This window comes from Beijerinckiaceae bacterium, from assembly GCA_004564215.1.
In the GTDB taxonomy this organism is placed as follows: Bacteria; Pseudomonadota; Alphaproteobacteria; order Rhizobiales; family Beijerinckiaceae; genus Methylocapsa.
Genome location: CP024846.1, coordinates 511,832 through 534,562, shown reverse-complemented (window position 1 = coordinate 534,562; position 22,731 = coordinate 511,832). Strand labels below are relative to the sequence as shown.

The 22,731-nt window shown below is 59.2% G+C and carries 24 protein-coding genes; 3 read left to right on the top strand and 21 right to left on the bottom strand.

Annotated elements, in window-relative coordinates; translation table 11 throughout:
• Positions 1-13 precede the first annotated feature (13 nt).
• From CU048_02525 to CU048_02505, 5 genes are all read right to left on the bottom strand, one after another.
• Positions 14-1,597 (bottom strand): hypothetical protein, encoded by a 1,584-nt coding sequence (locus CU048_02525; GenBank protein ID QBR70340.1) that lies wholly within the window; start codon positions 1,595-1,597, stop codon positions 14-16.
• Positions 1,506-2,534 carry a serine protease gene (locus CU048_02520; protein QBR70339.1) on the bottom strand — a complete coding sequence of 343 codons (1,029 nt, stop codon included), beginning with the start codon at positions 2,532-2,534 and terminating at the stop codon, positions 1,506-1,508. Before CU048_02520 ends, CU048_02525 begins: the two co-directional genes overlap by 92 nt.
• 198 nt (positions 2,535-2,732) lie before the next feature.
• Positions 2,733-3,035, bottom strand: coding sequence for a hypothetical protein (locus CU048_02515; protein QBR70338.1), 303 nt, complete (start codon positions 3,033-3,035; stop codon positions 2,733-2,735).
• Between the two features lie 201 nt (positions 3,036-3,236).
• On the bottom strand, positions 3,237-4,280 hold the full coding sequence (locus CU048_02510) for an alpha-mannosyltransferase (GenBank protein ID QBR70337.1): 1,044 nt from the start codon (positions 4,278-4,280) through the stop codon (positions 3,237-3,239).
• Entirely contained in the window at positions 4,280-5,107 is an 828-nt protein-coding gene (locus CU048_02505; protein QBR70336.1) for a UDP-2,3-diacylglucosamine hydrolase, read from the bottom strand. The genes CU048_02510 and CU048_02505 overlap by 1 nt, the downstream gene beginning before the upstream one ends.
• 250 nt (positions 5,108-5,357) lie before the next feature.
• Here CU048_02505 and CU048_02500 point away from each other — a divergent pair, with 250 nt between their 5' ends.
• A complete protein-coding gene (locus tag CU048_02500; GenBank protein ID QBR70335.1) occupies positions 5,358-5,975 on the top strand; it encodes an XRE family transcriptional regulator in 618 nt (205 codons plus the stop codon).
• A gap of 15 nt (positions 5,976-5,990) precedes the next feature.
• Here CU048_02500 and maiA read toward each other — a convergent pair whose 3' ends face one another.
• The 3 genes from maiA to CU048_02485 are packed head-to-tail and all read right to left on the bottom strand — an operon-like array spanning position 5,991 to position 8,989.
• Positions 5,991-6,656, bottom strand: a complete 666-nt coding sequence (maiA, locus tag CU048_02495) for a maleylacetoacetate isomerase (GenBank protein ID QBR70334.1) — start codon at positions 6,654-6,656, stop codon at positions 5,991-5,993.
• The gene (locus tag CU048_02490; GenBank protein QBR70333.1) at positions 6,637-7,662 is read right to left on the bottom strand and encodes a 2-keto-4-pentenoate hydratase; all 1,026 of its coding nucleotides are present in this window, start codon (positions 7,660-7,662) and stop codon (positions 6,637-6,639) included. Before CU048_02490 ends, maiA begins: the two co-directional genes overlap by 20 nt.
• Before the next feature lie 10 nt (positions 7,663-7,672).
• Complete coding sequence (locus CU048_02485; protein QBR70332.1) at positions 7,673-8,989, bottom strand: homogentisate 1,2-dioxygenase; 1,317 nt, start codon at positions 8,987-8,989, stop codon at positions 7,673-7,675.
• A 172-nt stretch (positions 8,990-9,161) separates the two neighbouring features.
• On the opposite strand from CU048_02485, the gene CU048_02480 reads away from it, so the two are divergent.
• Positions 9,162-9,578 carry a hypothetical protein gene (locus CU048_02480; protein QBR70331.1) on the top strand — a complete coding sequence of 139 codons (417 nt, stop codon included), beginning with the start codon at positions 9,162-9,164 and terminating at the stop codon, positions 9,576-9,578.
• A 121-nt stretch (positions 9,579-9,699) separates the two neighbouring features.
• Here the strand turns inward: CU048_02480 and hppD are convergent, their stop codons facing one another.
• Positions 9,700-10,803, bottom strand: a complete 1,104-nt coding sequence (hppD, locus tag CU048_02475; protein ID QBR70330.1) for a 4-hydroxyphenylpyruvate dioxygenase — start codon at positions 10,801-10,803, stop codon at positions 9,700-9,702.
• 106 nt (positions 10,804-10,909) lie between these two features.
• Between hppD and CU048_02470 the strand changes: the two genes are divergently transcribed.
• Complete coding sequence (locus tag CU048_02470; GenBank protein ID QBR70329.1) at positions 10,910-11,395, top strand: AsnC family transcriptional regulator; 486 nt, start codon at positions 10,910-10,912, stop codon at positions 11,393-11,395.
• Positions 11,396-11,403: 8 nt separating this feature from the next.
• Here the strand turns inward: CU048_02470 and CU048_02465 are convergent, their stop codons facing one another.
• The 12 genes from CU048_02465 to CU048_02410 all read right to left on the bottom strand — a co-directional run bounded on the left by CU048_02465 (position 11,404) and on the right by CU048_02410 (position 22,524).
• Complete coding sequence (locus CU048_02465) at positions 11,404-12,096, bottom strand: NAD-dependent oxidoreductase (GenBank protein QBR70328.1); 693 nt, start codon at positions 12,094-12,096, stop codon at positions 11,404-11,406.
• Positions 12,097-12,157: 61 nt separating this feature from the next.
• Complete coding sequence (locus CU048_02460; GenBank protein QBR72598.1) at positions 12,158-13,084, bottom strand: phenylalanine 4-monooxygenase; 927 nt, start codon at positions 13,082-13,084, stop codon at positions 12,158-12,160.
• Positions 13,085-13,135: 51 nt separating this feature from the next.
• The gene (locus tag CU048_02455) at positions 13,136-13,381 is read right to left on the bottom strand and encodes a hypothetical protein (GenBank protein ID QBR70327.1); all 246 of its coding nucleotides are present in this window, start codon (positions 13,379-13,381) and stop codon (positions 13,136-13,138) included.
• A gap of 99 nt (positions 13,382-13,480) precedes the next feature.
• A complete protein-coding gene (locus tag CU048_02450; protein ID QBR70326.1) occupies positions 13,481-13,963 on the bottom strand; it encodes a hypothetical protein in 483 nt (160 codons plus the stop codon).
• Positions 13,964-14,149: 186 nt separating this feature from the next.
• The gene (locus CU048_02445; protein ID QBR70325.1) at positions 14,150-15,013 is read right to left on the bottom strand and encodes a carboxymethylenebutenolidase; all 864 of its coding nucleotides are present in this window, start codon (positions 15,011-15,013) and stop codon (positions 14,150-14,152) included.
• A gap of 28 nt (positions 15,014-15,041) precedes the next feature.
• On the bottom strand, positions 15,042-16,535 hold the full coding sequence (gene glpK / locus CU048_02440) for a glycerol kinase (GenBank protein ID QBR70324.1): 1,494 nt from the start codon (positions 16,533-16,535) through the stop codon (positions 15,042-15,044).
• The gene (locus CU048_02435) at positions 16,528-18,057 is read right to left on the bottom strand and encodes a glycerol-3-phosphate dehydrogenase (protein QBR70323.1); all 1,530 of its coding nucleotides are present in this window, start codon (positions 18,055-18,057) and stop codon (positions 16,528-16,530) included. Before CU048_02435 ends, glpK begins: the two co-directional genes overlap by 8 nt.
• A gap of 155 nt (positions 18,058-18,212) precedes the next feature.
• A complete protein-coding gene (locus tag CU048_02430) occupies positions 18,213-19,439 on the bottom strand; it encodes a molybdopterin molybdenumtransferase MoeA (GenBank protein QBR70322.1) in 1,227 nt (408 codons plus the stop codon).
• A complete protein-coding gene (moaC, locus tag CU048_02425; GenBank protein QBR70321.1) occupies positions 19,436-19,927 on the bottom strand; it encodes a cyclic pyranopterin monophosphate synthase MoaC in 492 nt (163 codons plus the stop codon). The genes CU048_02430 and moaC overlap by 4 nt, the downstream gene beginning before the upstream one ends.
• Before the next feature lie 61 nt (positions 19,928-19,988).
• A complete protein-coding gene (locus CU048_02420; protein ID QBR70320.1) occupies positions 19,989-20,810 on the bottom strand; it encodes an indole-3-glycerol phosphate synthase TrpC in 822 nt (273 codons plus the stop codon).
• An 8-nt stretch (positions 20,811-20,818) separates the two neighbouring features.
• Positions 20,819-21,877 (bottom strand): anthranilate phosphoribosyltransferase, encoded by a 1,059-nt coding sequence (trpD, locus tag CU048_02415; protein ID QBR70319.1) that lies wholly within the window; start codon positions 21,875-21,877, stop codon positions 20,819-20,821.
• 17 nt (positions 21,878-21,894) lie between these two features.
• The gene (locus CU048_02410) at positions 21,895-22,524 is read right to left on the bottom strand and encodes an aminodeoxychorismate/anthranilate synthase component II (GenBank protein QBR70318.1); all 630 of its coding nucleotides are present in this window, start codon (positions 22,522-22,524) and stop codon (positions 21,895-21,897) included.
• Between the last annotated feature and the right edge of the window lie 207 nt (positions 22,525-22,731).

The following is a 22,731-nucleotide window of genomic DNA, read 5'->3' as shown; positions in this document are numbered from 1 at the left end:
TTCAGCTTGAACATTAGTTACATTTCGGGCCGCCGAAATACAGATATGTTCCCCAACTTCCGTAGATGTTGTTGATGGTTGCGGTGTAGCAGTCAGGGTCTGATTCGTACTTGGTCAGGTTCGCCCACTGACTTACGGTCGAAGTGTCGATATAAAAAGCAAAATTCAGGAAAGCGGCCTTTTGCCATCCATCGGCGGCCAGGGCTCCGCTCCCCATTTGTTTGGCGGAGGCGTCACCTGTGTCCTCCCCGCCAAAGGCGATTTTCGTCGCCTTTGAAGCAAGCGTGCCGGTACCAAAGAGCGATTTCGGGTAATATCCGACGGCTATGTAATTCGCATTGCCCTTGTAGAACAGCCACCAGTTTCCATCCGTGTGCCGCTTCCACTGGAGGTTAAAGCCCCATTGTCCGTCACCGCTGCTGCTGTAATGGGTAAAGCCTTTGCCAAGATAGACATTGTTGGCGATCTGAACAAAACCCTTGCATTCGAGGTTATAGCATCCGTCCGAGTAATTCTTTGTCGTGTAAAAGATGAATAGCGCAGCCTTGTCGGAACCCCATTTGTTGGGATAAACCTGCCAGCCGGCTTCGACCGTTTGCTTGCCTTCGCCTTCACTGCCGACGACCCATAGTTGAGAGAGAGACATGCTGTCCTTCGCAACGGTGGGGCTCCAAACGTTCAACCAGCCGTCTCCGCCGAAATTATCGACGAATTGATAGCCGCGCGCATAATAATGCGTACTGCTGTCGTCCGGATTGTTTCTATTCGGATGCGTCCTTCCCTCGCGATCGAGCGACCCGTCATCCCATTTTCCCGCCCGCAAAAAATCACGCAAGGTCGGAAAGCGCATGATGTCGTCGAGGGTCATTCGGCGAATCGGAATCGTCCCCTTGGGGCAATAAAGTTCATTGCCGAAAGCATCGCGCTTACCTTTTTTCAAGGTGAGGTCGATGGCTCTCGTCGATCCGGGCGCGGCCGCACCTTTTTCCGGTTTGGGTGGCGTAATCGGCCGCGTGATCGGCGCCGGGCGCAATTCGCTTTTTTCGCCGCCCTTGCCGGAATGAAGACTTGGCTGCTGCTCAATCGGCACGCAGTCAACCGTGCGTCCATCCTCGACAAAACTGTGTTTGACCGCGATCCCGTCGTAGTAGGAGAGGATATAACTCCGCATCTCCTCGAAGGCGGCGGCGTCCTTGACGCGACCGTCCGACTTGGCGCCGAAGTCTTGCGGCTTGGCGTCTTTTGTTTCGCTTATGAATTGCGGATAGGGTACGAATTTCTTAGGTGTCTCGCCTTCGGCTGCATCCGCGCTTTCGCGCGGCATGGCAAGCGCAACGAAAGCGAAAAGGATAAGAAGGTGCCCCCGCCAAAGCGCAGACTTTCCTTTAAAGAGAAAACCGGAGAACTGGACGTCGTCGCGCATGCAACCCTCCCCGAAGCCGATTTTGGCGGCAATCTTAGGGGTGTTCGGGGAAGGCCGCAAGGAAGGGGCCGCTCGGCGAACCCTATTTTCGCTCGCGCAAGGCGACCCAGAATCGGCGCTGATCCGAGCGGCGCAGGGCGTCGATCGGGATTGTCCGGTTGATCTTGTCCGCATCGAGCAGGCGAACCAGGTCGTCGGCGCCCGTTATGGGGGTGCCGTCTACCGCCAATATAGTATCGCCGGTCAGAAGCCCTGCATGATCGGCCGGACTTTCGGCGTCGATCGTACTCACCACGGCGCCCATCCCTTGCGCGATGCCAAGGCGGAGCGCGATTCTGCGTGGGACCGGGACCGTCCCCGCGCCAATCCCGAGATAAGCGCGCCGGACTCTTCCATGCGCCATGAGCTCCCCGAGAACGAAGCGCGCGGTATTGGAAGCGACGGCGAAGCAGATTCCCTGCGCGCCCGAAATGATTGCCGTGTTGATCCCGATCACCTCGCCTTGCGACGAAACCAGCGGGCCGCCAGAATTGCCGGGATTCAACGTAGCGTCGGTCTGAATCACATCGTCGATCAAGCGACCGTTTTTCGATCGCAGCGAACGTCCGAGCGCGGAAACAACCCCGGCCGTCACGCTGGCGTCAAATCCAAGGGGATTGCCGATCGCGATGGCGATTTCGCCCGGCCTGAGGCTTTTCGAATTGCCGAGTTTGGCAAACGGAAGCTTGGTGTCTTCATTGACCCGAACGAGAGCGAGATCGGTGTCGGGGTCGTCCCCGAGGACGCGGCCGGACAGGCTTCGCCCGTCCAGCGTCGACACTTCGGCGCGTCGAGCCCCTTGCAAGACATGACTATTCGTGAGGATAAGGCCGTCGGGTGAGAGGATGACGCCGGAGCCGGATCCAGCCCGCGCACGGTCCCCATGTCGAATATCGAGGCGTACGACGCTCGGTCCAACCCGCTCGACGACCTTGGTCACGGCCTTGGAGTAAGCATCGAGAAGGGCATTGTCCGAGTCAGTCTCGGCGGGGCGGGCCTGATCTCTAAATCCCGCATCGACGTCGGCTTCGTCGAGCACGAAAGCGAAAGAATCGCGATTTTTTTGGTCCATGCCCAAACATATGGGAGCACCGGGTTCCGTCTTGAAGAGCAGCGCTGAGCCGGATCGCTTCTGACGGCCGAGGACCGGGCAGGGGCGCCGCCGGCCTCTGCAATGGCGCGCCGCTCCGGCACGCCAATTATTTCGTTTCGTTCACCTGTGGCGGCGGCAAGGATAGGGCATCGCGCGCCACCACAGGGTTCCTTAAGCTTACCAGCAGCGCCTTACCCAATGCCAGCCATAGGGACCCGGAACCCATCTGCGGGCACAACCGCCGCCGTAATAGCCGTGCCACCCGCCGCCATGCCAACCGCCGTGATGCCAACCACCCCCGTGCCATCCTCCGCCATGCCACCCGTGGTGCCCGTGCCAACCATGATGATGCCAGCCGTGATGTCCGTGATGACCCCCGTGGTGCCCCCCATGGTGACCGCCGTGGGCGAAGGCGTCATTGGAAATCAGAACCGTTGTGCCAAGGGTCGCGGCCGCTAGAAGAATCGAGAGCTTATGCATCGACTTGTTCCTTCGATTTTTCCGGCGTTGAGGTTCACCGGTAAGCAAATAATGGCCAAGCTACAAAGCATATTTGGGCCACAGTCGCAAATGGATTGACGGTTGATCACAGCTGAACGTCATGATCCTCCATGGGCGACGAGGAGACGAGCCGGGGGTCTGCCACGATTGGCCTCGCTCAAGCCGACGGCCGACGCAGGCTCAGCCAATAAAGCCGGGACGGGCAATCAGGCGGCGGGGGGTCACGGATTTGGCAAGCAGAATATTATCCAGGAACTGCTTGGCGCTGATCGACCAAGTGAAATTCAGCGCATGCGCTCTGGCTTTCTCGCGCGGAATTTCAAGTGCCGCCAGACAGGCCGAGCGAAGGTCGACGTCGAGCACGCCCGCGCCGCTGGAGCCAATGACATCGAGGGGACCCGGCACCGGCAAAGCTGCAACGGGGAGGCCGCAAGAGAGCGCCTCAAGAATGACCATGCCGAATGTATCGGTCTTGCTCGGGAACACGAACACATCGGCCGACGCATAATGCACGGCGAGGAGATCGCTTGTTTGCGAGCCAAGGAAATGCGCTTGCGGATAATTGGCCTGCAGGCTGCGGCGCGAGGGACCGTCCCCGATGATCAGCTTTGAGCCCGGTAAATCGAGGGCCAGAAAGGCCTCGACGTTCTTCTCGGGAGCAAGACGTCCGGCATACAGAAAAACCGGTCGAGGCAGATCGAGGGCGCAGGCTTTTGTCGGGCTGAACTGGATGTGATCCACGCCCCGCGTCCAATGCATCAAGCGCTTGAAACCACGTTTGCTGAGATCGTCGGCGATCGAAGCGGTCGACACCATTACGCCCGAACCGGCATTATGAAAACGGCGGAGCAGCGCATAGGTCAGGGTTTCCGGTATGCCGGTGCGGGCGGCGATATATTCCGGAAATTTGGTATGGAAGCTGGTGGTGAAGAGCCGTTTCGCCGAGAGGCAATAATGGCGCGCCGCCAGCCCTACCGGACCTTCGGTCGCAATATGGATATGGTCGATCGAAGTGCCTTCAAGCCGCTTGGCGACGGCGCGGCGGCTCGCGAGCGCGAGCCGGATTTCGCCATAGGTCGGCAAAGGCACCGTGGCAAAGCCCTGGGGGGTCAAAAATTCGATTTCGGCGCCAAATTCGCACAGGGCCCGCGCCACCGATTCCAAAGACCGGACCACCCCGTTGACTTGCGGCTTCCAAGCATCCGTCGCAACCAAGATCCGCATTATGCCGCAGCTTTCGTGGCGGTTCGCGTCCTCTCCTCGGCGGCCTGCGCCGCAACGAGCTGCTCTTCGGCGGTCAACTGCCAGTGGATGATTTCGAGCCTGCCGTCGTGATGCTCGGCGACAACCGTGCAGGACTCGACGAAATCGCCGGTGTTGATGTAGGTGATTCCGTCAATGTCGCGGATCACCGCATGATGGATGTGGCCGCAGACCACGCCATCGGCATCATGCCGTTTTGCCGCCTCCGCCAACGCCACTTCGAAGGCTCCGATGAAGTTCACCGCATTCTTCACTTTAAGTTTGGCCCAAGCTGATAAAGACCAGTAGGAAAACCCTAACTTGCGTCTGACCTTGTTGAACCAGAGATTTGACCAAAGTGCAAATGTGTAGGCCCAATCGCCAAGCCAGGCGAGCCAGCGGGCGTGCTGAACCACGATGTCGAATTGGTCGCCATGGACAATGAGCAGCCGTTTGCCATCGCGGGTTGAATGATAGGCATGATCGGTGACTTCGACGCCACCGAACACCGACCCGATATAGTCGCGCGCAAACTCGTCGTGATTGCCGGGAACGTAAATCATCCGAGCGCCTTTGCGCACTTTGCGCAGAAGCTTCTGAATGACGTCATTGTGCGCCTGCGGCCAGTACCAACCGCTCCTCAGGCGCCAGCCGTCGATGATGTCGCCTACGAGATAAATCGTTTCGGCGTCGTTGTGTTTGAGGAAATCAAGCAGAAGCTCAGCCTGACATCCGCGGGTACCGAGATGGATATCGGAAAGGAACAGTGTGCGATAAAGGCTCGGTTCTGGCTCTGGCTCTTGGCTCACTGGCGCAACCTGGGCTAGCTTCCTGAACTGATGGGTAGCGAAAGCAGATTCGTATGGCTTTTGGATGACGGCAGCTGGACAAGGCCCGGCGTCCGGGCCTGCGGCGGTGGGCTGAGGAGACCGGTCTTTCCCCCGTCGCGGCCTGCCGATGGGGCGAGGTGGAAGCGCGGTCGGCCCCAGCAATCACTCGATATTTCAAAGGAAACTGGCTATTTTCCCAGACTCGGGTTCAAATCTGCGGGCGGCACACATGGGCGTTGAAGGGCGTGAGAAGATCAAAGCGCTGGAGATCGGCGCACATGCCCTGTCGAATCAACTCGGCAAGACGGTGCAGCGCCTGCGCAAGGCCTATAATCTGTCGCTCTCCGAGCTGTCCGAGCAATCCGGCGTCGCGAAATCCATTATCAGCCAAATCGAGCGCAACGAGACCAACCCGACATTGGCGACGATCTGGCGTCTCTCGCAAGCGCTCGATGTCTCGATCGAGCGGGTGCTTCAGGCCGCCGACGATGAGCCTTTTGTGGAAAAGGCGACGCGAGGCGATACGCCGATCTTAGTGTCCGACGACGGTAAGTGCAGGCTCGCCATCATCGGCTGGATCAAGACAGTCGAATGGCTGCAATGGTATGATTTTTCGGCCGACCCGGGCGGCGTTCTGGAAAGCGACGCACATCAGAGAGGGTCGGTGGAAAGCCTGTCGGTGAGCGAGGGCGAGCTTGAAGTGGAAGTCGGCAACGCGGTGGAGCGGGCAAAGGCCGGCGAGACCTTGCGCTATCGCTGCGATCGTCCGCACACGATCCGCAATGTTTCACAAAAGCCGGCGACGGCGACCATGGTTTGCATTTTGAAGGCGGCATCGATGGAATAGGGGCCGCTCTGCGAGTCAGGAAGGCGCGGGCGCATCGATCTGCGCCTCGGGCACCGCGGCGCAGAAGGCTGGCACCTGGGCCGCCGCAGCATCTGCCGCGACGATGCGGGGATAGGCCGCCAAATCAAGGCCGTAGCGGCGAGCGCTATAGACTTGCGGCACTAAACAAATATCGGCGAGCGTGATCCGGTCACCGACCGCATAGAGCCCGGCGGCGGTGGCGAGCCGCGTTTCGATCACATCGAAACCGGCCGCGATCCAGTGCCGAATCCAAGCCAAGCGAGACTCGGGATCGGCGCCATAGTCAGCCGTCAATTTTTCCTGGACCCGCAGATTGGTGAGAGGATGGATATCACACGCGATTGTCTGGACGATCTCGCGGCAGATCGCTCTCGGCCTGAGGCCGTCCGGAAGAAAGGGTGGCTCCGGATAAAGTTCATCGAGATAGGCGATGATCGCAAGCGACTGCCCAAGCGTGAAGCCATCCGGCTCCCTCCACGTCGGGACAAGCCCGGCAGGATTTTGCGCCCGATACGTCTTGCTGTTCTGGACGTCCTCGCGCAGATTGACGGGGACATGCTTTACGTCTGCCTGCTTCAAGTGCAACGCAATCCTGACCCTGTAAGCGGCGCTCGATCGCCAGTAATCGAAAAGGCAAGGCTCAGGCGTTTCGCTTGGCATAGGGCTCCACTCTTTGTTCGATGGCGCCGAAAATGGATTGGCCCTCGGCATCTTTCATTTCGATTCGAAGCTGATCGCCAAAACGTAGAAATGGGGTTTTTGCAGCGCCATCGCGGATCGTCTCCACCATCCGCACTTCGGCGAGGCAGGAATAGCCAAGGCCGCCGTCCTCGACCGCGCGGCCCGGACCGCCGTCCGCGCCTTTGTTGGACACGGTTCCCGATCCGAGGATGGTGCCTGCGGTCAAGGGCCGTGTCCTGGCCGCATGCGCGATGAGGCTGGGGAAATCGAAATTCATGTCGGCACCCGCGTCTGGGCGCCCAAACAACTTTCCATTGAGGCTCACCAGCAAGGGAAGATGCAGCCGCCCGCCATCCCATGAAGCACCGAGCTCGTTCGGCGTGATGGCGACCGGGGAGAATGCCGAGGGCGGTTTCGACTGGAAAAAACCAAAGCCCTTGGCGAGCTCCGCGGGGATCAAATTGCGAAGTGAGACATCGTTGACGAGGACCACAAGAGCAATCGCGGCTGCGGCCTCCGCGCGGCTTGCTCCCATCGCAACATCGTCAAGGATGACCGCGACTTCGGCTTCGAAATCGATGCCAAAACTTTCGTCGGCCGCCTGGACGGACTGGCGCGGACGCAGAAAATGGTCCGATCCTCCCTGATACAACAGCGGGTCCGTCCGAAGGTCCGGCGGCAACGCGGCCCCGCGCGCCTTGCGGACCAATTCGACATGGTTGAGATAGGCGGAGCCGTCGATCCATTGATAGGCGCGCGGCAGCGGCGAAAGCGCGTCATGTTCACGAAACCGCTCGCGGGGCACGGCGCCAATCTCCAGGCCATTCGCGAGCGCCTCGAGCTTGGGAGCCAGGTGAACCCAATCGTCGAGCGCACACTGAAGGGTCGGGGCAATGACTCGCGCATCCGTGGCGTAGGTCAGATCGCGGGAAACGACGACCAGCCGTCCGTCGCGGGTGCCGTTGTCGAGCGTTGCAAGCTTCACGCGGCTCCCCTCACGGCCCTGGCCACTCCCGGCGGTTCGGGTCGAAGTGTTTTTCCAAACCCTTCCAACACTCCGCGTAGTCCATTTGCAAGTTTGGCAGATGGGCGGCGTAATCCGTTATCTGTTGCGGATAGCGTGTCTCGAACATGAAGGCGAGCGTATTCTCGAGCTTGCGCGGCTGCAACTCCTCCTTGGACGCCTGGTCGAACGCTTCCTTGTCGGGGCCGTGTGGCAACATGCAATTGTGCAGTGAAACGCCGCCCGGAGCAAATCCCTTTGCCTTGGCGTCATACTGGCCATGGATGAGCCCCATGAATTCGCTCATGATGTTCATGTGATACCACGGCGGACGGAACGAATGTTCGGCCACCAGCCAGCGCTTTGGGAAGATTACGAAGTCAATGTTCGAGGCGCCTTCCTCGCCGGATGGTGCGGTGAGGACCGAGAAAATCGAAGGGTCCGGATGATCGAACAAAAGGGCTCCGACCGGCGCAAAGCTGCGCAAGTCATATTTATAGGGCGCGTAATTGCCATGCCAGGCGACGACGTCGAGCGGCGAATGGCCAATTTCGGTGACGTTAAATCCGCCGCACCATTTGATCGTCACCCGGCAAGGGGTTTCTTTTTCTTCGTAGCTTGCGACAGGGGCCTTGAAATCGCGTGGGTTGGCGAGGCAATTTGCGCCGATCGGTCCACGTTCCGGCAGGGTAAATCGGGCGCCGTAATTTTCGCACGCATAGCCGCGCGCGGGACCGGCGAGCAGGCCCACCTTGAACTTCATTCCACGCGGAATGACTGCGATCTCGGCGGGTCCGATGGCGAGATGGCCGAGTTCAGTTGCAATGTCCAATTCACCCATCTGCGGGACAATCAACAATTCGCCGTCGGCATTCAAGAAATAGTCGTCGACCATATCCTCGGTCACATGAAAAATATGCGCCGCCATTCCGGTCTGAGTAAGCGCATCGCCGGCGGTGGTCATCGTCCGCATGCCGGTCACGAAGGTGAGTGGCTCGTTTGGAATGGGCGTTGGATCCCAACGCAATTGAGCAAGCGCCAATCCGTGCTCGACGATATGTGGAGCGGTTTTCCAGTAGGGCATATCGATGTGTGTAAAGCGGCCCACATGCTTGACTGAGGGACGCATACGGTAAAGCCAGGACCGCGCATTGCTGCCGCGGGGAGCCGTAAAAGGCGTGCCCGATAATTGTTCGGCATAGAGCCCATAGGGGCAACGTTGCGGTGAATTCTGTCCCTGTGGCAAGGCGCCCGGAAGGGCCTCGGTCTCGAAGTCATTACCGAAGCCGGACATATACTGATTTTTCATGGGAGGAGACTCTTCGGTACCGGAGAAACCTCGAAATCACGGCGTGGCATTTAGCGCCCCCGGGATATAATCTCAAAGATGTTAGATAAGTTCGTGCGAACAAAAAGACAGATGGAGATTTAGTAAAAGCTCGGGTGGCATCTTCCTGCGGGTCAATATTCAGGAGAATCTCGTGCGTGACAGAAAACTCATAATTTTGATATTTCTCATAATAATACTGAATTTGGGTCACACCGTCGACCATATGGCCCGAGGGGACTTTCGCGCGCCGCTGAGCGCGGAGTGGGTGGCGTCATTTGCTGTGACCCTCGTGATCAATTCAATCTTAGGCTTTGGACTGTATTTCTACTTAAAAAACAGGGTCGGCCCTCTGTTCTGGGCAATCATCGCGGGTGCCGGCGTGGCCTTCGCTTGGCTGGCGCATTTCAGTCCCTTTACGGACCAACCTCCGCAGTACATTTACCGCGCCTATGAACTGCCTGCAGCGGGTTCGCTGGCCGTGGCTTGGCTCGTCGCACTCGTGCTCGTATTGATCATCACCGCACTCTATGCCGAGTATCTGTGGGCGCGGCGTTGTGACAGCAATTAATTCCTGCGAGCGCTGGCCCGCTCGCAGGCTATACCTTCGTTCATGCTGAACGTTTTGCGCACGGCCGCGGGCTTTCCAGACCAATTTGTTCCGCGAAGCGCAGCAAGTTGGATGGCAAGCATCAGGCGCTGAGCACGCCACGCGCGATTTGGTCCGCTTCGATCGATTCGAACAGAGCGCGGAAGTTTCCTTCGCCAAATCCTTCATCGCCCTTACGCTCGATGAACTCGAAAAAGATCGGGCCAATCACCGTCTTCGAGAAAATCTGCAAGAGGAGCCTCGGACGTTCTCCCTCGACCACTTCGCCGTCGATGAGAAGACCATTGGCGCGCAATTCCTCGAGTGGCTCGCCGTGCCGCGGGAGGCGTGCTGCAACACGATCGTAATAGCTCTCGGGCGGCGGCGGCATGAAAGCCAGCCCATTGCCCGCCAAGCGTTTCACGGTTGCGTAGATGTCTTTGCAACCACAGGCGATGTGCTGAATGCCTTCGCCTTTGTATTGGTGCAAATATTCCTCGATCTGACTCTTGTCGTCGGCGGATTCATTCAAGGGAATCCGGATTTTGCCGCAGGGACTTGTCAGGGCCCGCGAAAACAGCCCGGTCTTTCTTCCCTCGATGTCGAAGTAGCGGATTTGGCGGAAATTGAAGAGATTCTTATAAAATTGATACCAGCGGTCCATGTTGCCGCGAAACACATTGTTGGTGAGATGGTCGATGTAGTCGATCCCGCACCCCGAGGGCACCGGATCCGGCTCATCCACCCACTCGAATTCACCCCCATAGGGCGAGCCCTTATCGCCATAGGTATCGATAAAATAGATCAGGCTTCCGCCGATCCCGAGAATTGCGGGAACGTCGAGCGTCTTGGCGTCGGTCGCTCCATTGTAGGGCTCGGCACCATGGGCCAGCGCATGCGCAAAAGCATGCTTGGCATCGACCACGCGCCACGCCATCGCGGAGGCGCAGGGGCCGTGTAAATCGACAAACCTTCCACCGAAACTCGTGCGATCGGCATTCAAAATGTAATTGACGCGGCCTTGACGATAAAGCTCGATCGCTCGGCTCTTATGCACGGCAACCCGTTCGAAACCCATCTGTTCGAACAAGCTTCGGAGCGCTTCCGGCTGAGCATCGGCGAATTCCACGAATTCGAACCCGTCCGTGCCGGCGGGATTGTCCACGCTGATCCGGGGCGGTGGCGCATCGTGCGGAAAAGGACCCATGACGGGAACTCCAACCTTTGAAAGTGAAAGAATAGCGCAGAACTGCCCGCCAATGTGTGTATAATGGAAGCTATTTCCCTATTTTGCGCACGGATTGTGTAAAACCATGCCAGATCTGCAAGAGGCGACCGCGCTGGACAGTTTCGACCTCAAGCTCCTGGTCGCGCTTGAGGCTGATGGACGGCTGACCAACGCCGAACTTGCCGATGCGATCGGTCTTTCCGCCTCGCAATGTTCGCGCCGGCGTATTCGCCTCGAGGCATCCGGCATCATCGAAGGCTATCAGGCGCGGCTGAACGCCGAACGTCTGGGCATCGGCCTGATCGCGCTCATCCAGGTGAGTCTGTCACCCCACTCAAAAGAAAATGCAAAGAAATTCAAAGAGTTGGTAAATCATATTGATGAGATACAGGAGGCGTTTGCGCTCACCGGAGATGCCGACTATATGCTGAAGATCGTGGTGCGCAGCCTTGGCGATCTTTCCCGTGTCATCAACGACCTGATCCTGCCCCATCCCAGCGTTTCAAACGTCAAATCGTCGATTGTCTTGAACAAGCTGAAAGAGATCCGCCGCTTGCCGCTCAGAACATGAGACCGAGATTAGGTTCGCCCGGCGAGCAGGATTTCGGCGCCGGTGATTGCCTCGGCGTTGGCGGACAAAAGAAACAAGATCGTCTTGGCGATGTCTTCTGGTTTCACCCAACGTGAGAAGTCGGCCTTTGGCATGCCGGCGCGATTGGCCGGCGTATCGATGATCGTCGGCAAGATCGCATTGACCCGAATGCCGTTATCCTTTTCCTCTTCCGCGACGCTCTCGGTCAGCCGCAACACGCCTGCCTTCGACGCCGCATAGGCGCCCATTCCCGCCCCGGCCTTTTTCGCCGGGGCCGAGGCCACATTGACGATTGCGCCGCGCGAGTCCCGCAGGAATGGCAGCGCCGCCTTTGTCGCGGTGGCGGCGGTCAATAGATTTATCCGGAACATGTCGGACCAAACCGCGAGATCGGCATCTGCAAGCTTCTGCCATTGGAACCCGCCGGCGATATTGGCCAGCGCATCGATGCGGCCAAAATGCGCCGCCACTTTTTCAAAGGCTTGCTTGGTGGCGGGAAAATCGGTGAGATCGACCCCACCCAGAATCAAGAGCCGGTCGCGCGGCGGCAACTTTTCCGCCGACTCCCGGCCGGGAATTGCCACGAAAGCTCCCGCATCCAAGGCGGCGTTCACGACCGCACGTCCGAGTGCCCCGGAGCCGCCTGTCACAACCAAAATCTTGTCTTTCATAAAACTCATCCTCTTGGAAGGAGGGCAACAGTCGGTCTCCAGCGGGGTCCGCTGTTGGCGTAAGCTGGTGTCACGCTTTCATATCATGACCAGGAATTTGAAAACCAAGCGTTTGGGATTCGAGCGCGCTCGGGCAAAGACGTCCGCCGCTCTCGGCATAGGCCTGCGTACCGCGGGTGAAGACTTTATCGCCCTGTTCGATTTCAGCAATCCCGACGTCGCTCGCATTCATCAGTTTTGCATAGAGAGGACCGAAATCGGTCTTCGTCGTCACATCGAGCAGATCTTGCAGCGACGGCACGACGAAATAGACCTGCTGAAAATCATCGATCCGGTAAGGCGTGCGCATCACTCGTTCCAAATCGAAGCCGATCCGGTTCGGCGAGGGGGAGACGAGTGCGAATAGAGATTCCGTCCTCGACGAGACGATTCCCGCGCCATAGATCCGCAAGCCCTCTGGGGTTTCCAACAGCCCGAACTCGACCGTGTACCAATAGAGCCGCGCGAGATTATGCAGCCGTCCCAAAGAAAGCGCGCGCAGGCCGCCTCTTCCATAGGCTTGCATGTAATCGGCGAACACAGGATCGCTGAGCATCGGCACATGGCCGAACACATCGTGGAAAATATCGGGCTCCTCAAGATAGTCGAGCTCTTCGGGACGGCGAATAAAATTCGCGGCGGGAAAACGTCGATTGGCGAGATGCTCGAAGAAAACCGCGTCGGGCACGAGCCCCGGCACCGCCATGATCTGCCATCCGGTGAGCGCGAAGAGTTTTTCGTTCAGCCGGTCGAAATTAGGGATGCCCTGGCCATGCAGATCCAGCGCTTTGAGGCCATGCAGATAGGCCTCGCACGCGCGGCCAGGTAAGATCTCGGCCTGCCGGTCATAGAGCGTGATCCAGGTGCGATGATCGGCCTCGGTGTAGCGTTCGAAGCCTTGCGGAATGGTCCAATCCGGGCTGGCGGCCCGCCGATCGGTTTGATGGAGAACGGCCATGGCTTTGGTCCTCCCGAATTTGCCGCTCCGCACTCGCGATTGGATACGGTTTCAAAACAGTAAAGGTTCAGCCGATCCTTTGCGGGCCGGCCTAGGCTTTCCGTAAAAATAAGGCCGCGACACTGAACTTTCCAGCTGCGCTCCGGTGTTCGACGCCCAAATGCTTCGCTCCGCGATACAGCCGGCGAGCGCTTCGGCTTCTTTCTGCCTTTCATCAATGTGGATCGCGGCCATACGGCGCACTTTCACACGATCGGCATTTTCGAAACTTTTAGCGGGCCGGATTCGATCCCGCATCGGCTGTCCACATGGCGGTGCATCGAAATGAGCGGGACAGCAGAGAGCGTGCTCTTCCCGTTATGAAACATCAGGCGGAGCGCTGGATAACCGGCGAGCTCATCGGTAGTAGCCGCCGAAGAACGGTGTTCCGACGCCATCGATCGGGTTGAAGACGCCGTAGCGGTAGCCCTGATCCGCTGGAATCCAATCGTTGTAGCGCGCTGCGTCGGCTGCGACTGCAAAATAGATGGGATTTTCCCACCATGCGCGCGGGTGGCGCAGGCGATAGCGCCAAGCGCCAATGCGATACTCAAGCGGCAGCGGATAGAAGCCGTAGCCGCTCTCTGGATCGCCGACGAGATCGGCAAAGTGCGCCTTCCGCCCGTTCCCGGCGCCTTGCGCGCCAGGCGCGTAGACGAGCCCGCCTCGATACCCCCGGTAGACATAACCCTGGTGATGTGTGCCGCTGACCTGCCTATGATGGACAGTCCTTTTTGGCGGCGAGGGCGCCCGTGCGACCGCGTCCGATGCAAATGCGAACGTCGTGACGATCGCGAGAACCCCTACCTGCCAGCCCGGACGCATGGTCTCTCCAAACATTTTGTGCTTCACAAATGAAGTCCTACAACAAATGGGTATGGATCCTTGCAGTTCCACTGCCATAGCGCCGCAGTTACTCGAGGGGAGACCGCCGCCGAGTCCAGTGAAAACTTGGCCTTCGGTCTCTTGGGGTCGATTTGTCAATTTCGACGATGTCAACAGTTACAGATTAAGATTATAAACTCTTCATAACACATTGTATTTCTTGAACCATGCTTGCATCTCTTTCCAGGCGTCCTGCGCTGCCTCCGCCCGATAACTCTGCCGGTAATCTGCGAAAAATCCGTGGCCGGCACCGGGATAGATTTTGAATTCAGCAGTTTTTCCTGCGGCTTGCAGCCTCTTCTTCATCTCCTCCACTTGGTTCGGCGGAATCCCGGTATCTTCGGCCCCATAGAGGCCCAGCACGGGCGCTTTTACGTCCGCCGCGAGATCGAACGCGTTTTTGGGCATGGCCGGGTTGCTCGGATCCATCAGACTTCCGTAAAAGGCGACGCCGGCCTTCAAATTCGGATTGTGCGTCGCATAGAGCCAGACGGTTCGTCCACCTCGACAAAAGCCGATGATGCCGAGCCGATTCGCATCGCCTCCTTGAGCCTGGGCCCAGGCGACCGTCGCATCAAGATCCGAAAAAAGCTCCTGATCGGGTTTGCTGTTCACCAGGGGCATCAATTGCGCCGGCTGGGCAATTTTGGTGAGGTCGCCGAGCCGGAAATAATAATCCGGGGCAACTGCCAAGGCGCCGAGCTTGCCAAGCCGGCGAGCCACATCCTTGATGTGTTCGTGCAGGCCGAAGACTTCCATGGCTATCAGGATGATCGGCGGATGTGTGGCCCCGGAAGGCTTTGCGTAATAGGCCGGCATCTCGCCGCTGGATGTTTTCACATTGGCTAGCCCGGCGGACAAACCCTCGACATCGGTTTTGATAACATCCGCGCGGACCGGGCCCGCCGCGAGCGTATAGCCCATGGTCGCGGCGGCCGAGGCCGCGAGCACTTCGCGGCGCGAGACCGTCGCCGCATTGTCAGGCGCCGAAATGTTTGTGCGCATGGTGAACTCCCTTTGGGGCTTTTGGGCGTCAGCTTGGGGTGTCTCGCACCAGCGTGCGTTGAATCGCTGTACGCCAGCCGTTGAGCAATTGCTCCCGTTCGGCGGCGTCCATGCGCGGTTCAAAGCGGCCGCCGAGTTCCCACGTTGACGAGATCGCGGCCAGATCCGGAAATACGCCGAGCGTTAGCCCGGCCAGGAAGGCAGCCCCCTGCGCGGTCGCCTCAAGCATGATCGGCCGTTCCACCGGAGTGGCGAGCACATTGGCGAGGAACTGGCAGAACCAATCGTTGGCTGCCATTCCTCCATCGACACGCAAAGTGCGTGGCACGCCTAAGACACCGTCTCCCGTCATGGCTTGCAGCAGATCGAAGGCTTGGTAGGCGACGGATTCCAACGCCGCGCGGACGATATGCGCCGGCTTGGATTCCAAAGTGAGGCCGCAGATCAATCCTTTTGCACGGGGGTCCCAATAGGGCGCGCCAAGACCGGCGAAGGCCGGGACCAGATAGACACCTTGGTTGCCGGCAAGACCCGCCGCTATGCTACCGGATTGCGCGGCCTCCGTAAGAAAGCCCAGACCGTCGCGCAGCCATTTGATCGCGGCGCCCGCGACAAACACCGATCCCTCTGCAGCGAAAATGGATTGGCCTTTGAGCCGATAGGCCATTGTCGAGAGCGTCCCCTTGGCCGGAGATAAGAGCTTTTGACCCGTGTTGAGCAAGGCAAAGCAGCCCGTGCCGAAGGTCGCCTTCACCATTCCAGGCTCGAAACAGGCCTGGCCGATCATCGCGGCATGCTGGTCGCCCGCCAGGCCCGCAATCGGTATCTGGACGTCGAATAAGCCCGGCGCCGTGGTGCCATAAAGATGGGCGTTGTCGTGGACCTCGGCGAGCAGCGGTTCGGGGATATCGAAGAGCCGCAACAGCTCGCCGTCCCAGCATTGGCGGTGAATGTCGAACAGCATGGTTCGCGAAGCGTTTGTCGCGTCGGTCGCGTGGACCGCTCCACCGGTCAAGTGCCAAAGCAGGAAACTGTCGATCGTACCGAAGGCGAGCTTTCCCTGTTCGGCCTGCTTTCGCGCACCGTTTACGTTGTCCAGGATCCAGGCGAGTTTCGTCGCCGAAAAATAAGGATCCAACAACAAGCCGGTGCGCGCTCGCACCAGCTCCTCGGCACCCGTCCTGCGCAATCGCTCGCATTCTCCGGCGGTGCGCCTGTCCTGCCAAACAATGGCGGGGTAGATCGGTGCGCCTGTTGCACGGTCCCAGACAACGACCGTTTCGCGCTGGTTTGCGATACCGATCGCCACGGGCGATTTCGATTTTGCAATGGCCTCGCGAGCGGTCTGCACCACATCGCGCCAAATCTCTTGCGGATCGTGCTCGACCCAGCCGGGATGCGGATAGTTTTGGGAAAACTCTTTCTGCGCGCTGGCCAATAGCCGTCCAGATGGGTCGAACATCAGGCTCCGCGTGGACGTGGTGCCCTCATCGATTGCCAGAAGATAATTTTCCTCAGACATTGGGATACTCGCGCGCCCGTACCCTCGCATCGACATAGGCGGCTACATGGGTGATTTGACTTGGCGACATATGCAGGCGCAGCTTGGACCTCCGCCACAACACATCTTCGCCGGTCAATGCAAATTCCCGATCGATGAGATAGTCGATCTCGGCTTGATAGAGACCCGCACCGAAATCCTCGCCCAAATCACTTAGGTTTCGGGCATCCTTTAAAATCAATTCAGCCCGGGTTCCGTAGGCGCGCGCGATGCGGACAAGCATGCCTTCATCAAGCCAGCAAAATTTTGCGCGAAGCGTCCTCAGAAATCTGTCGAAATCACCGCCCTCCATATCGCCGCCGGGCAGGGGCGTCGTCGCGGTCCAGGGTTTCGCTCGCGGAGGGTCGAGATAGGGCAGGAGCCGATCGACCACGTCCTCGGAGAGTTTGCGGTAGCTTGTGATCTTGCCGCCGAGGACCGATACGAGCGGAGCGCTGCCGGGTGGTGCATCGAGATCGAGAACATAGTCGCGGCTGGCAGCGGAAGCATTGCTCGCGTTGTCGTCGTAAAGCGGCCGCACGCCACAAAAACTTTCAACGACATCGGACGGCGCGAGGGGCCGACGGAAATATCGCGATACGGCCGCGCAAAGATAGCTAACTTCCTCCGTGTCGGTCTTTGCCGTCGATGGATCGCCGGCAAAGGCGATCTCAGTCGTCCCGATCAGCGTGAAACCGCTTTCATAGGGCATGACAAAAATTACCCGGCCGTCGATGTTTTGCAAAATGTAGCAATGTTCGCCCTCGAACATGCGCGGCACGATGATGTGGCTGCCCTTGACGAGACGGAGGGTCTCGGGCTCAGGCAAGCCCCCCAGTGTTTCGTTCATCTTCGCGGCCCATGGTCCGGCCGCATTGACAAGCGCGCGTGCACTCACCTGGAACTGCGCCGCATCACGTGTCTGCAGCATGTCGGCCCGCCAAAGTCCCTTCTCACGCCATGCCGAGATGCAGCGTGTTCTTGGACAAATCTCAGCGCCGCGCTCGCCTGCGTCGATGGCATTGAGCGCCACCAGCCTCGCATCGTCGACACGGCAGTCCGCATAAACAAAGCCGGTAGTCAACCGCTCCTGCAGGGGCGCCCCTTCCACCGAGCCCTTGAGCTTGAGCCGTCTCGATCCGGGCAAGCGGCGACTGGGAGCCAACCAATCATAAAGAAAAAGTCCGATCTGAATCAGGAAGGTCGGGCGCAGCTGTTTATCGTGGGGCAGAACAAAGCGCGCCGGCCAGATGATGTGCGGGGCAATGCCAAGCAATATTTCGCGCTCTTTCAGCGCCTCGCGGACGAAACGGAACTGATAATATTCGAGATAGCGCAGGCCGCCATGAATGAGCTTGCTGGACGCCGATGAAGTAGCGCCGGCAAGGTCGCCTTGCTCGCATAGCATCACCGACAGGCCGCGCCCCGCCGCGTCTCTTGCGATTCCGGACCCATTGACGCCCCCGCCGATGATGAGGAGATCGACCGTTGCGTCCTGTCTCATCTTGCCCTCAAAGCATCGGGTTCGAAAATCAAACCATGTTTGTATCAAGCCAAATCGAACCCGGTCTTTGATTGCTTAGGCGCATCATCCTATCGCAGGGCGGCTGGGAGCGATCCAAGGGAAGGATCCCACGCAGCTCAGATGTGTCACTCCATTCAAAAATCAAGCCGGATGATCCGGCATACATCGCCGGCGGCGGCCGGTCCTGCGTGGGGGTCGCGGATGACGAGGCATTGCGCTTCCGCCAAAACGCGCAAATGCGAGGAATCCTGCAATTGAAAAGGTGTCGCCACCGGCAGCCCCGTTTCGCTCAGGCGTAAGGTGGCGCGTAAAAAATCCTGCCGGCCATCGTTGGAGGAGACCGCCGCGCCCAGGACCGCCGCTTCATAGCGTTCCTCGCCCGCATGCGGATCGCCGCAAAGGGCTCGCACCAGCGGCACCAGAAACAGCACTCCGGCGACGATTGCGGAAACCGGATTGCCCGGCAAGCCGAGAATGGCCATCTTGCCAAGGCGTCCGTGGATCATTGGCTTGCCGGGCCGCATCGCGATTTGCGAAAAGCTCAGCTCGACGCCATGGCGGGCGAGCGCCGGCTTGACGAGATCGCGATGGCCGACCGAGGCGCCCCCAAGCGTGACAAGCAGGTCGGCCTCGACAGCGCGCGCAGCATGGATGCTGGCCTCAAGGGTCGACAAATCATCCTTGGCAATGCCGAGGTCGAAGGGTTCACCCCCGGCGCGCTCCACCAGCGCGGCGATGCCAAAGGAATTCGAGGCAACGATTTGGTCGGAACCAATAGCTTCTCCGGGCCGCACAAGTTCATCGCCGGTCGCAAGGATAACCACGCGAGGTCGCCGGGTGACGGGAAGATCTTTGTGATTCATTGCCGCGGCAAGCGCGATGCTGGTTGCACGAAGGCGCGTTCCGGCAGACAGAAGCGCGTCGCCCTCGGAAAAATCGAAACCCCTGGGGCGGACGTATTCGCCCTTGATCACCCCTTGCAAAGGTTCGATGATGTCCCCGGAGACGCGGGCGTTTTCCTGGATCAGAATCGCATCGGAACCATCGGGCAGCGGAGCGCCGGTCGAAATCCGCACCGCTTCCCCGGGGCCAACCGAGCCAGGATAGGCGTGTCCGGCGGCGCTTTCTCCGACCTGTTTCAGTTTGACAGGCAATTGGGCCAGATCGGCCGCGCGCACGGCATAGCCGTCCATGGCCGACAAGGCTTTGGGAGGCTGGGTTCGGGCGGCTAGGAGAGTCCTGGCAAGCGTTCTTCCGAGCGCTTGCTCGAGCGGGACGAACTCCGTCGAAAAATCTTGAGAAACATCTGCAAGAATGCGGGCTCGCGCATCGGCTACCGACAGTAGCCCATGGTCGGTCATGCGTGGACCGCTTCGTCGCGCGAATAATCTCCCGATTTACCGCCGCTCTTTCGCGTCAGCATAATAGCTTCGATTTGCATCGATCGATCGACCGCTTTCAGCATGTCATAAATAGTCAGACAGGCAACCGAAACGGCGGTCAAAGCCTCCATCTCGACACCGGTCTGGCCTAAGACTTTGGCCAGCGCCCGCACCTTTATTCCCGGCAATTCCGGATCGGGTTCGAGATCGACGCTGACCTTCGTTAGAGCCAAGGGATGGCAAAGCGGGATGAGATCATGAGTCTTCTTGGCTGCCATGATCCCGGCAATCCGGGCTGCCGCGAAGACGTCGCCTTTCTTGGCCTTGCCGGATAAAGCCAAGTCGAAAGTGGTCTTCTGCATGATGATTCTGCCTTCGGCGACGGCGATGCGCTCAGTCGCAGGCTTGCCCGATACATCGACCATATCGGCGTGGCCAGCCGGAGTAAGATGCGTGAGCTGAGGCATAATGGTCAAATGTCCCAAGGCGCGGCCGAGCGCTTGATAACGGCGACCCGCCGATTGAGTTTCAGTGTTTGGCGCGTGCTGCCTGCGGGATGTGGCCAACAAGAAGCGTTCGGGTAGCCGCTTCCAAATCCTTCTCGCGCATAAGGCTTTCACCAACAAGAACAGTTGCTATTCCGTGGCCTTTCAGGCGCAAGCAATCCTCATGTGTGAAGATGCCGCTTTCACCCACGACGATCCGATCGGAGGGGATTTTTGGGGCAAGCCTCTCACATGTCTCGAGCGACACTTTGAAACTGCGCAAGTCGCGATTGTTGATGCCGATGAGCCGGGTTTCCAGAGCCAAAGCGCGGCTGAGTTCCGATTCTTCATGAACTTCGACCAGAATGTCCATGCTGAGATCATGCGCGGCGCGGGTCAGGGCGCTCGCCTCCTGATCGGTCACGCAGGCCATGATGATCAAAATGCAATCGGCGCCATGTGCCCTGGCTTCATATACCTGATAAGGATCAAACAGGAAGTCCTTACGAAGACAGGGTAAATGGGTTGCCTGACGAGCCGAAGAAAGGTCGCTCAGGCTGCCTTGAAAAGAGGGCTCATCGGTGAGCACCGAGAGACAGGTCGCACCGCCGGCCTCATAAGCGCGGGCCAAGGCGGGTGGGTTGAAATCGGCCCGGATCAACCCTTTCGAGGGGCTCGCTTTTTTGATTTCCGCGATCAAAGCAATATGGCCGCTGTCGCGCCTGGCTTCGATCGCTTTGACGAAACCCCGTGGCGGATCATGATCATGCGCCTTGCGGGCCAGGGCCTCGAGCGGCATGCGCACTTTGGCTTGCGCGATTTCGCGCCGCTTATACGCCTCGATCGTCTTTAAAATGTCGGTCATCCTGTTCCCTATTTTGCGACCGCTTCAAAAACATGTGCACCAGGGCCGGGCGGGGCACGTGTCGAGACTGCAACCAGTTTTGCCAAAGTTTCGGCGGCGCCCCCGCCATCGATAGCTGCAGCCGCCAAGGCCGCGCCCTGTTTCAGATCGGCAACCTTGCCGGCCACGAGAAGGGCCACGGCGGCGTTGAGAATTCCGATGTCCCGATAGGGCGTCCGGGCGCCGGCTAGAACGGCCCGCAGGGCTGCCGCATTGGCGGCAGGATCGCCTCCCATAAGATCGGAGAGCTCCGCGCGGGGAATTCCGGCTGCCTGGGGGGTGATTTCAAAGGACCGGATCTTGCCGTTTTCAAGGGCAGTCACGAAAGATGGGCCCGTTGTCGTCGCCTCGTCGAGCCCGTCGGACCCATGCACGAGCCAGACATTTTTTGATCCGAGATTGCGCAGCACATGGGCGAGCGGTTCCAGCCAATTCCGGGCAAAAACCCCGAGCATTTGGTATTTGACGCCGGCCGGATTGGCGAGCGGACCAAGGAGATTGAAAATCGTCCGGGTGCCGAGTTCGGCCCGCACGGGGGCGGCATACCGCATCGAAGCATGATGGGTTTGCGCCGCCATGAAGCAGATACCGGCCTCCTTGATGCAGGCTTCAACCTGCGCCGGCGCGAGGTCCAGGCCGACGCCGAGCGCCGTCAGAACGTCGCTCGATCCGGATTTGGATGACGCTGCGCGATTGCCGTGTTTAGCGACCGGAACGCCGCAAGCGGCAACAATCAGCGCAGCAAGCGTCGAGATATTCAGTGTCCCATGTCCGTCGCCGCCGGTGCCGACAATATCGATCGCCCCGGCAGGTGCGACAACCGGCAGCATCCTCGCGCGCATCGCTTTGACCGCGCCGGTCAACTCCGCGATGGTTTCGCCGCGGATGCGAAGAGCCATGAGAAATCCGCCAAGCTGCGCCGGGGTCACGCGTCCTGCGAATATTTGTTCGAATGCCGCCTCGGCCTCGGCCTCTGTGAGGCTCGATCCGGCGGCGACTTTGGCAATCAATGGCTTGAACGCGTCCATTTCAAACCCGTCTACGGTCAAACCCGCAAAAGATCCTGTATTGAAGTCGCCGCCGGTCGCTCATACTGGTTCCATTGGGCCGCAAGCTCGAGAAAATTTTCAAAAATGCGCAAGCCATATTCGGAGGCAATGCTTTCCGGGTGGAATTGCACACCATGCGCGGGCAGCCGCTTATGCGACAGCCCCATCACCAGACCATCGGTTTTCGCGGTCACCGTCAAGGTCTCCGGCATGGTATCGGCGCATACGACAAGCGAATGGTAGCGCGCCGCGCGAAATGATTGATTGAGGCCGCGAAACACCGTTTCGCCTTGATGTACTATTGTCGCCAGCTTGCCATGCACCGGTTCGGGAGCGCGAATGACGTCGCCGCCATAGGCCTCGCCCAGCGCCTGGTGGCCCAGGCAGACCCCGAACATCGGAATTGTCGCTCCGGCGGTCTTAATCAATTCAAGGCAAATTCCGGCGTCGACCGGCCGGCAGGGACCTGGAGAAAGCACGATCGCGTCGGGGGCCGCCGCCATGACTGCGGCTACGCTCACGCAGTCATTGCGGTGCACGGTGACCTCCGCGCCGAGCCGGCCCAGGCAATGCACCAGATTCCAGGTGAAACTGTCGTAATTGTCGATCAGCGTTACGGTCGTCATAGCGTTTGTCAGCTCCGTGCGCTGTTTTGGGCTTCGGCGGCATCGAGGTCAAGACAGATGAATGCAGATCGCTCCCGGGCGAATGCCGGAAATTGGCTGCCGGGCTCACATTCCTTATGGAACGCGGGCTAGTTGTCGTCTTCTCTTCAAACAAAGCAGGGAGACAACGCTCGTGAGCGGGCGCTGCCCCATTGAGTTCGGAGGACA

What these genes read in the sequence shown, in the direction of transcription:
- CU048_02525 (QBR70340.1), bottom strand. Translation starts at nt 1,597, where the DNA reads ATGCGGACAAGATCAACCGGACAATCCCGATCGACGCCCTGCGCCGCT.
- CU048_02520 (QBR70339.1), bottom strand. Translation starts at nt 2,534, where the DNA reads ATGGACCAAAAAAATCGCGATTCTTTCGCTTTCGTGCTCGACGAAGCC.
- CU048_02515 (QBR70338.1), bottom strand. Translation starts at nt 3,035, where the DNA reads ATGCATAAGCTCTCGATTCTTCTAGCGGCCGCGACCCTTGGCACAACG.
- CU048_02510 (QBR70337.1), bottom strand. Translation starts at nt 4,280, where the DNA reads ATGCGGATCTTGGTTGCGACGGATGCTTGGAAGCCGCAAGTCAACGGG.
- CU048_02500 (QBR70335.1), top strand. Translation starts at nt 5,358, where the DNA reads ATGGGCGTTGAAGGGCGTGAGAAGATCAAAGCGCTGGAGATCGGCGCA.
- maiA (QBR70334.1), bottom strand. Translation starts at nt 6,656, where the DNA reads ATGCCAAGCGAAACGCCTGAGCCTTGCCTTTTCGATTACTGGCGATCG.
- CU048_02485 (QBR70332.1), bottom strand. Translation starts at nt 8,989, where the DNA reads ATGAAAAATCAGTATATGTCCGGCTTCGGTAATGACTTCGAGACCGAG.
- hppD (QBR70330.1), bottom strand. Translation starts at nt 10,803, where the DNA reads ATGGGTCCTTTTCCGCACGATGCGCCACCGCCCCGGATCAGCGTGGAC.
- CU048_02470 (QBR70329.1), top strand. Translation starts at nt 10,910, where the DNA reads ATGCCAGATCTGCAAGAGGCGACCGCGCTGGACAGTTTCGACCTCAAG.
- CU048_02465 (QBR70328.1), bottom strand. Translation starts at nt 12,096, where the DNA reads ATGAGTTTTATGAAAGACAAGATTTTGGTTGTGACAGGCGGCTCCGGG.
- CU048_02460 (QBR72598.1), bottom strand. Translation starts at nt 13,084, where the DNA reads ATGGCCGTTCTCCATCAAACCGATCGGCGGGCCGCCAGCCCGGATTGG.
- CU048_02455 (QBR70327.1), bottom strand. Translation starts at nt 13,381, where the DNA reads ATGCGGGATCGAATCCGGCCCGCTAAAAGTTTCGAAAATGCCGATCGT.
- CU048_02450 (QBR70326.1), bottom strand. Translation starts at nt 13,963, where the DNA reads ATGTTTGGAGAGACCATGCGTCCGGGCTGGCAGGTAGGGGTTCTCGCG.
- CU048_02445 (QBR70325.1), bottom strand. Translation starts at nt 15,013, where the DNA reads ATGCGCACAAACATTTCGGCGCCTGACAATGCGGCGACGGTCTCGCGC.
- glpK (QBR70324.1), bottom strand. Translation starts at nt 16,535, where the DNA reads ATGTCTGAGGAAAATTATCTTCTGGCAATCGATGAGGGCACCACGTCC.
- CU048_02435 (QBR70323.1), bottom strand. Translation starts at nt 18,057, where the DNA reads ATGAGACAGGACGCAACGGTCGATCTCCTCATCATCGGCGGGGGCGTC.
- CU048_02430 (QBR70322.1), bottom strand. Translation starts at nt 19,439, where the DNA reads ATGACCGACCATGGGCTACTGTCGGTAGCCGATGCGCGAGCCCGCATT.
- moaC (QBR70321.1), bottom strand. Translation starts at nt 19,927, where the DNA reads ATGCCTCAGCTCACGCATCTTACTCCGGCTGGCCACGCCGATATGGTC.
- CU048_02420 (QBR70320.1), bottom strand. Translation starts at nt 20,810, where the DNA reads ATGACCGACATTTTAAAGACGATCGAGGCGTATAAGCGGCGCGAAATC.
- trpD (QBR70319.1), bottom strand. Translation starts at nt 21,877, where the DNA reads ATGGACGCGTTCAAGCCATTGATTGCCAAAGTCGCCGCCGGATCGAGC.
- CU048_02410 (QBR70318.1), bottom strand. Translation starts at nt 22,524, where the DNA reads ATGACGACCGTAACGCTGATCGACAATTACGACAGTTTCACCTGGAAT.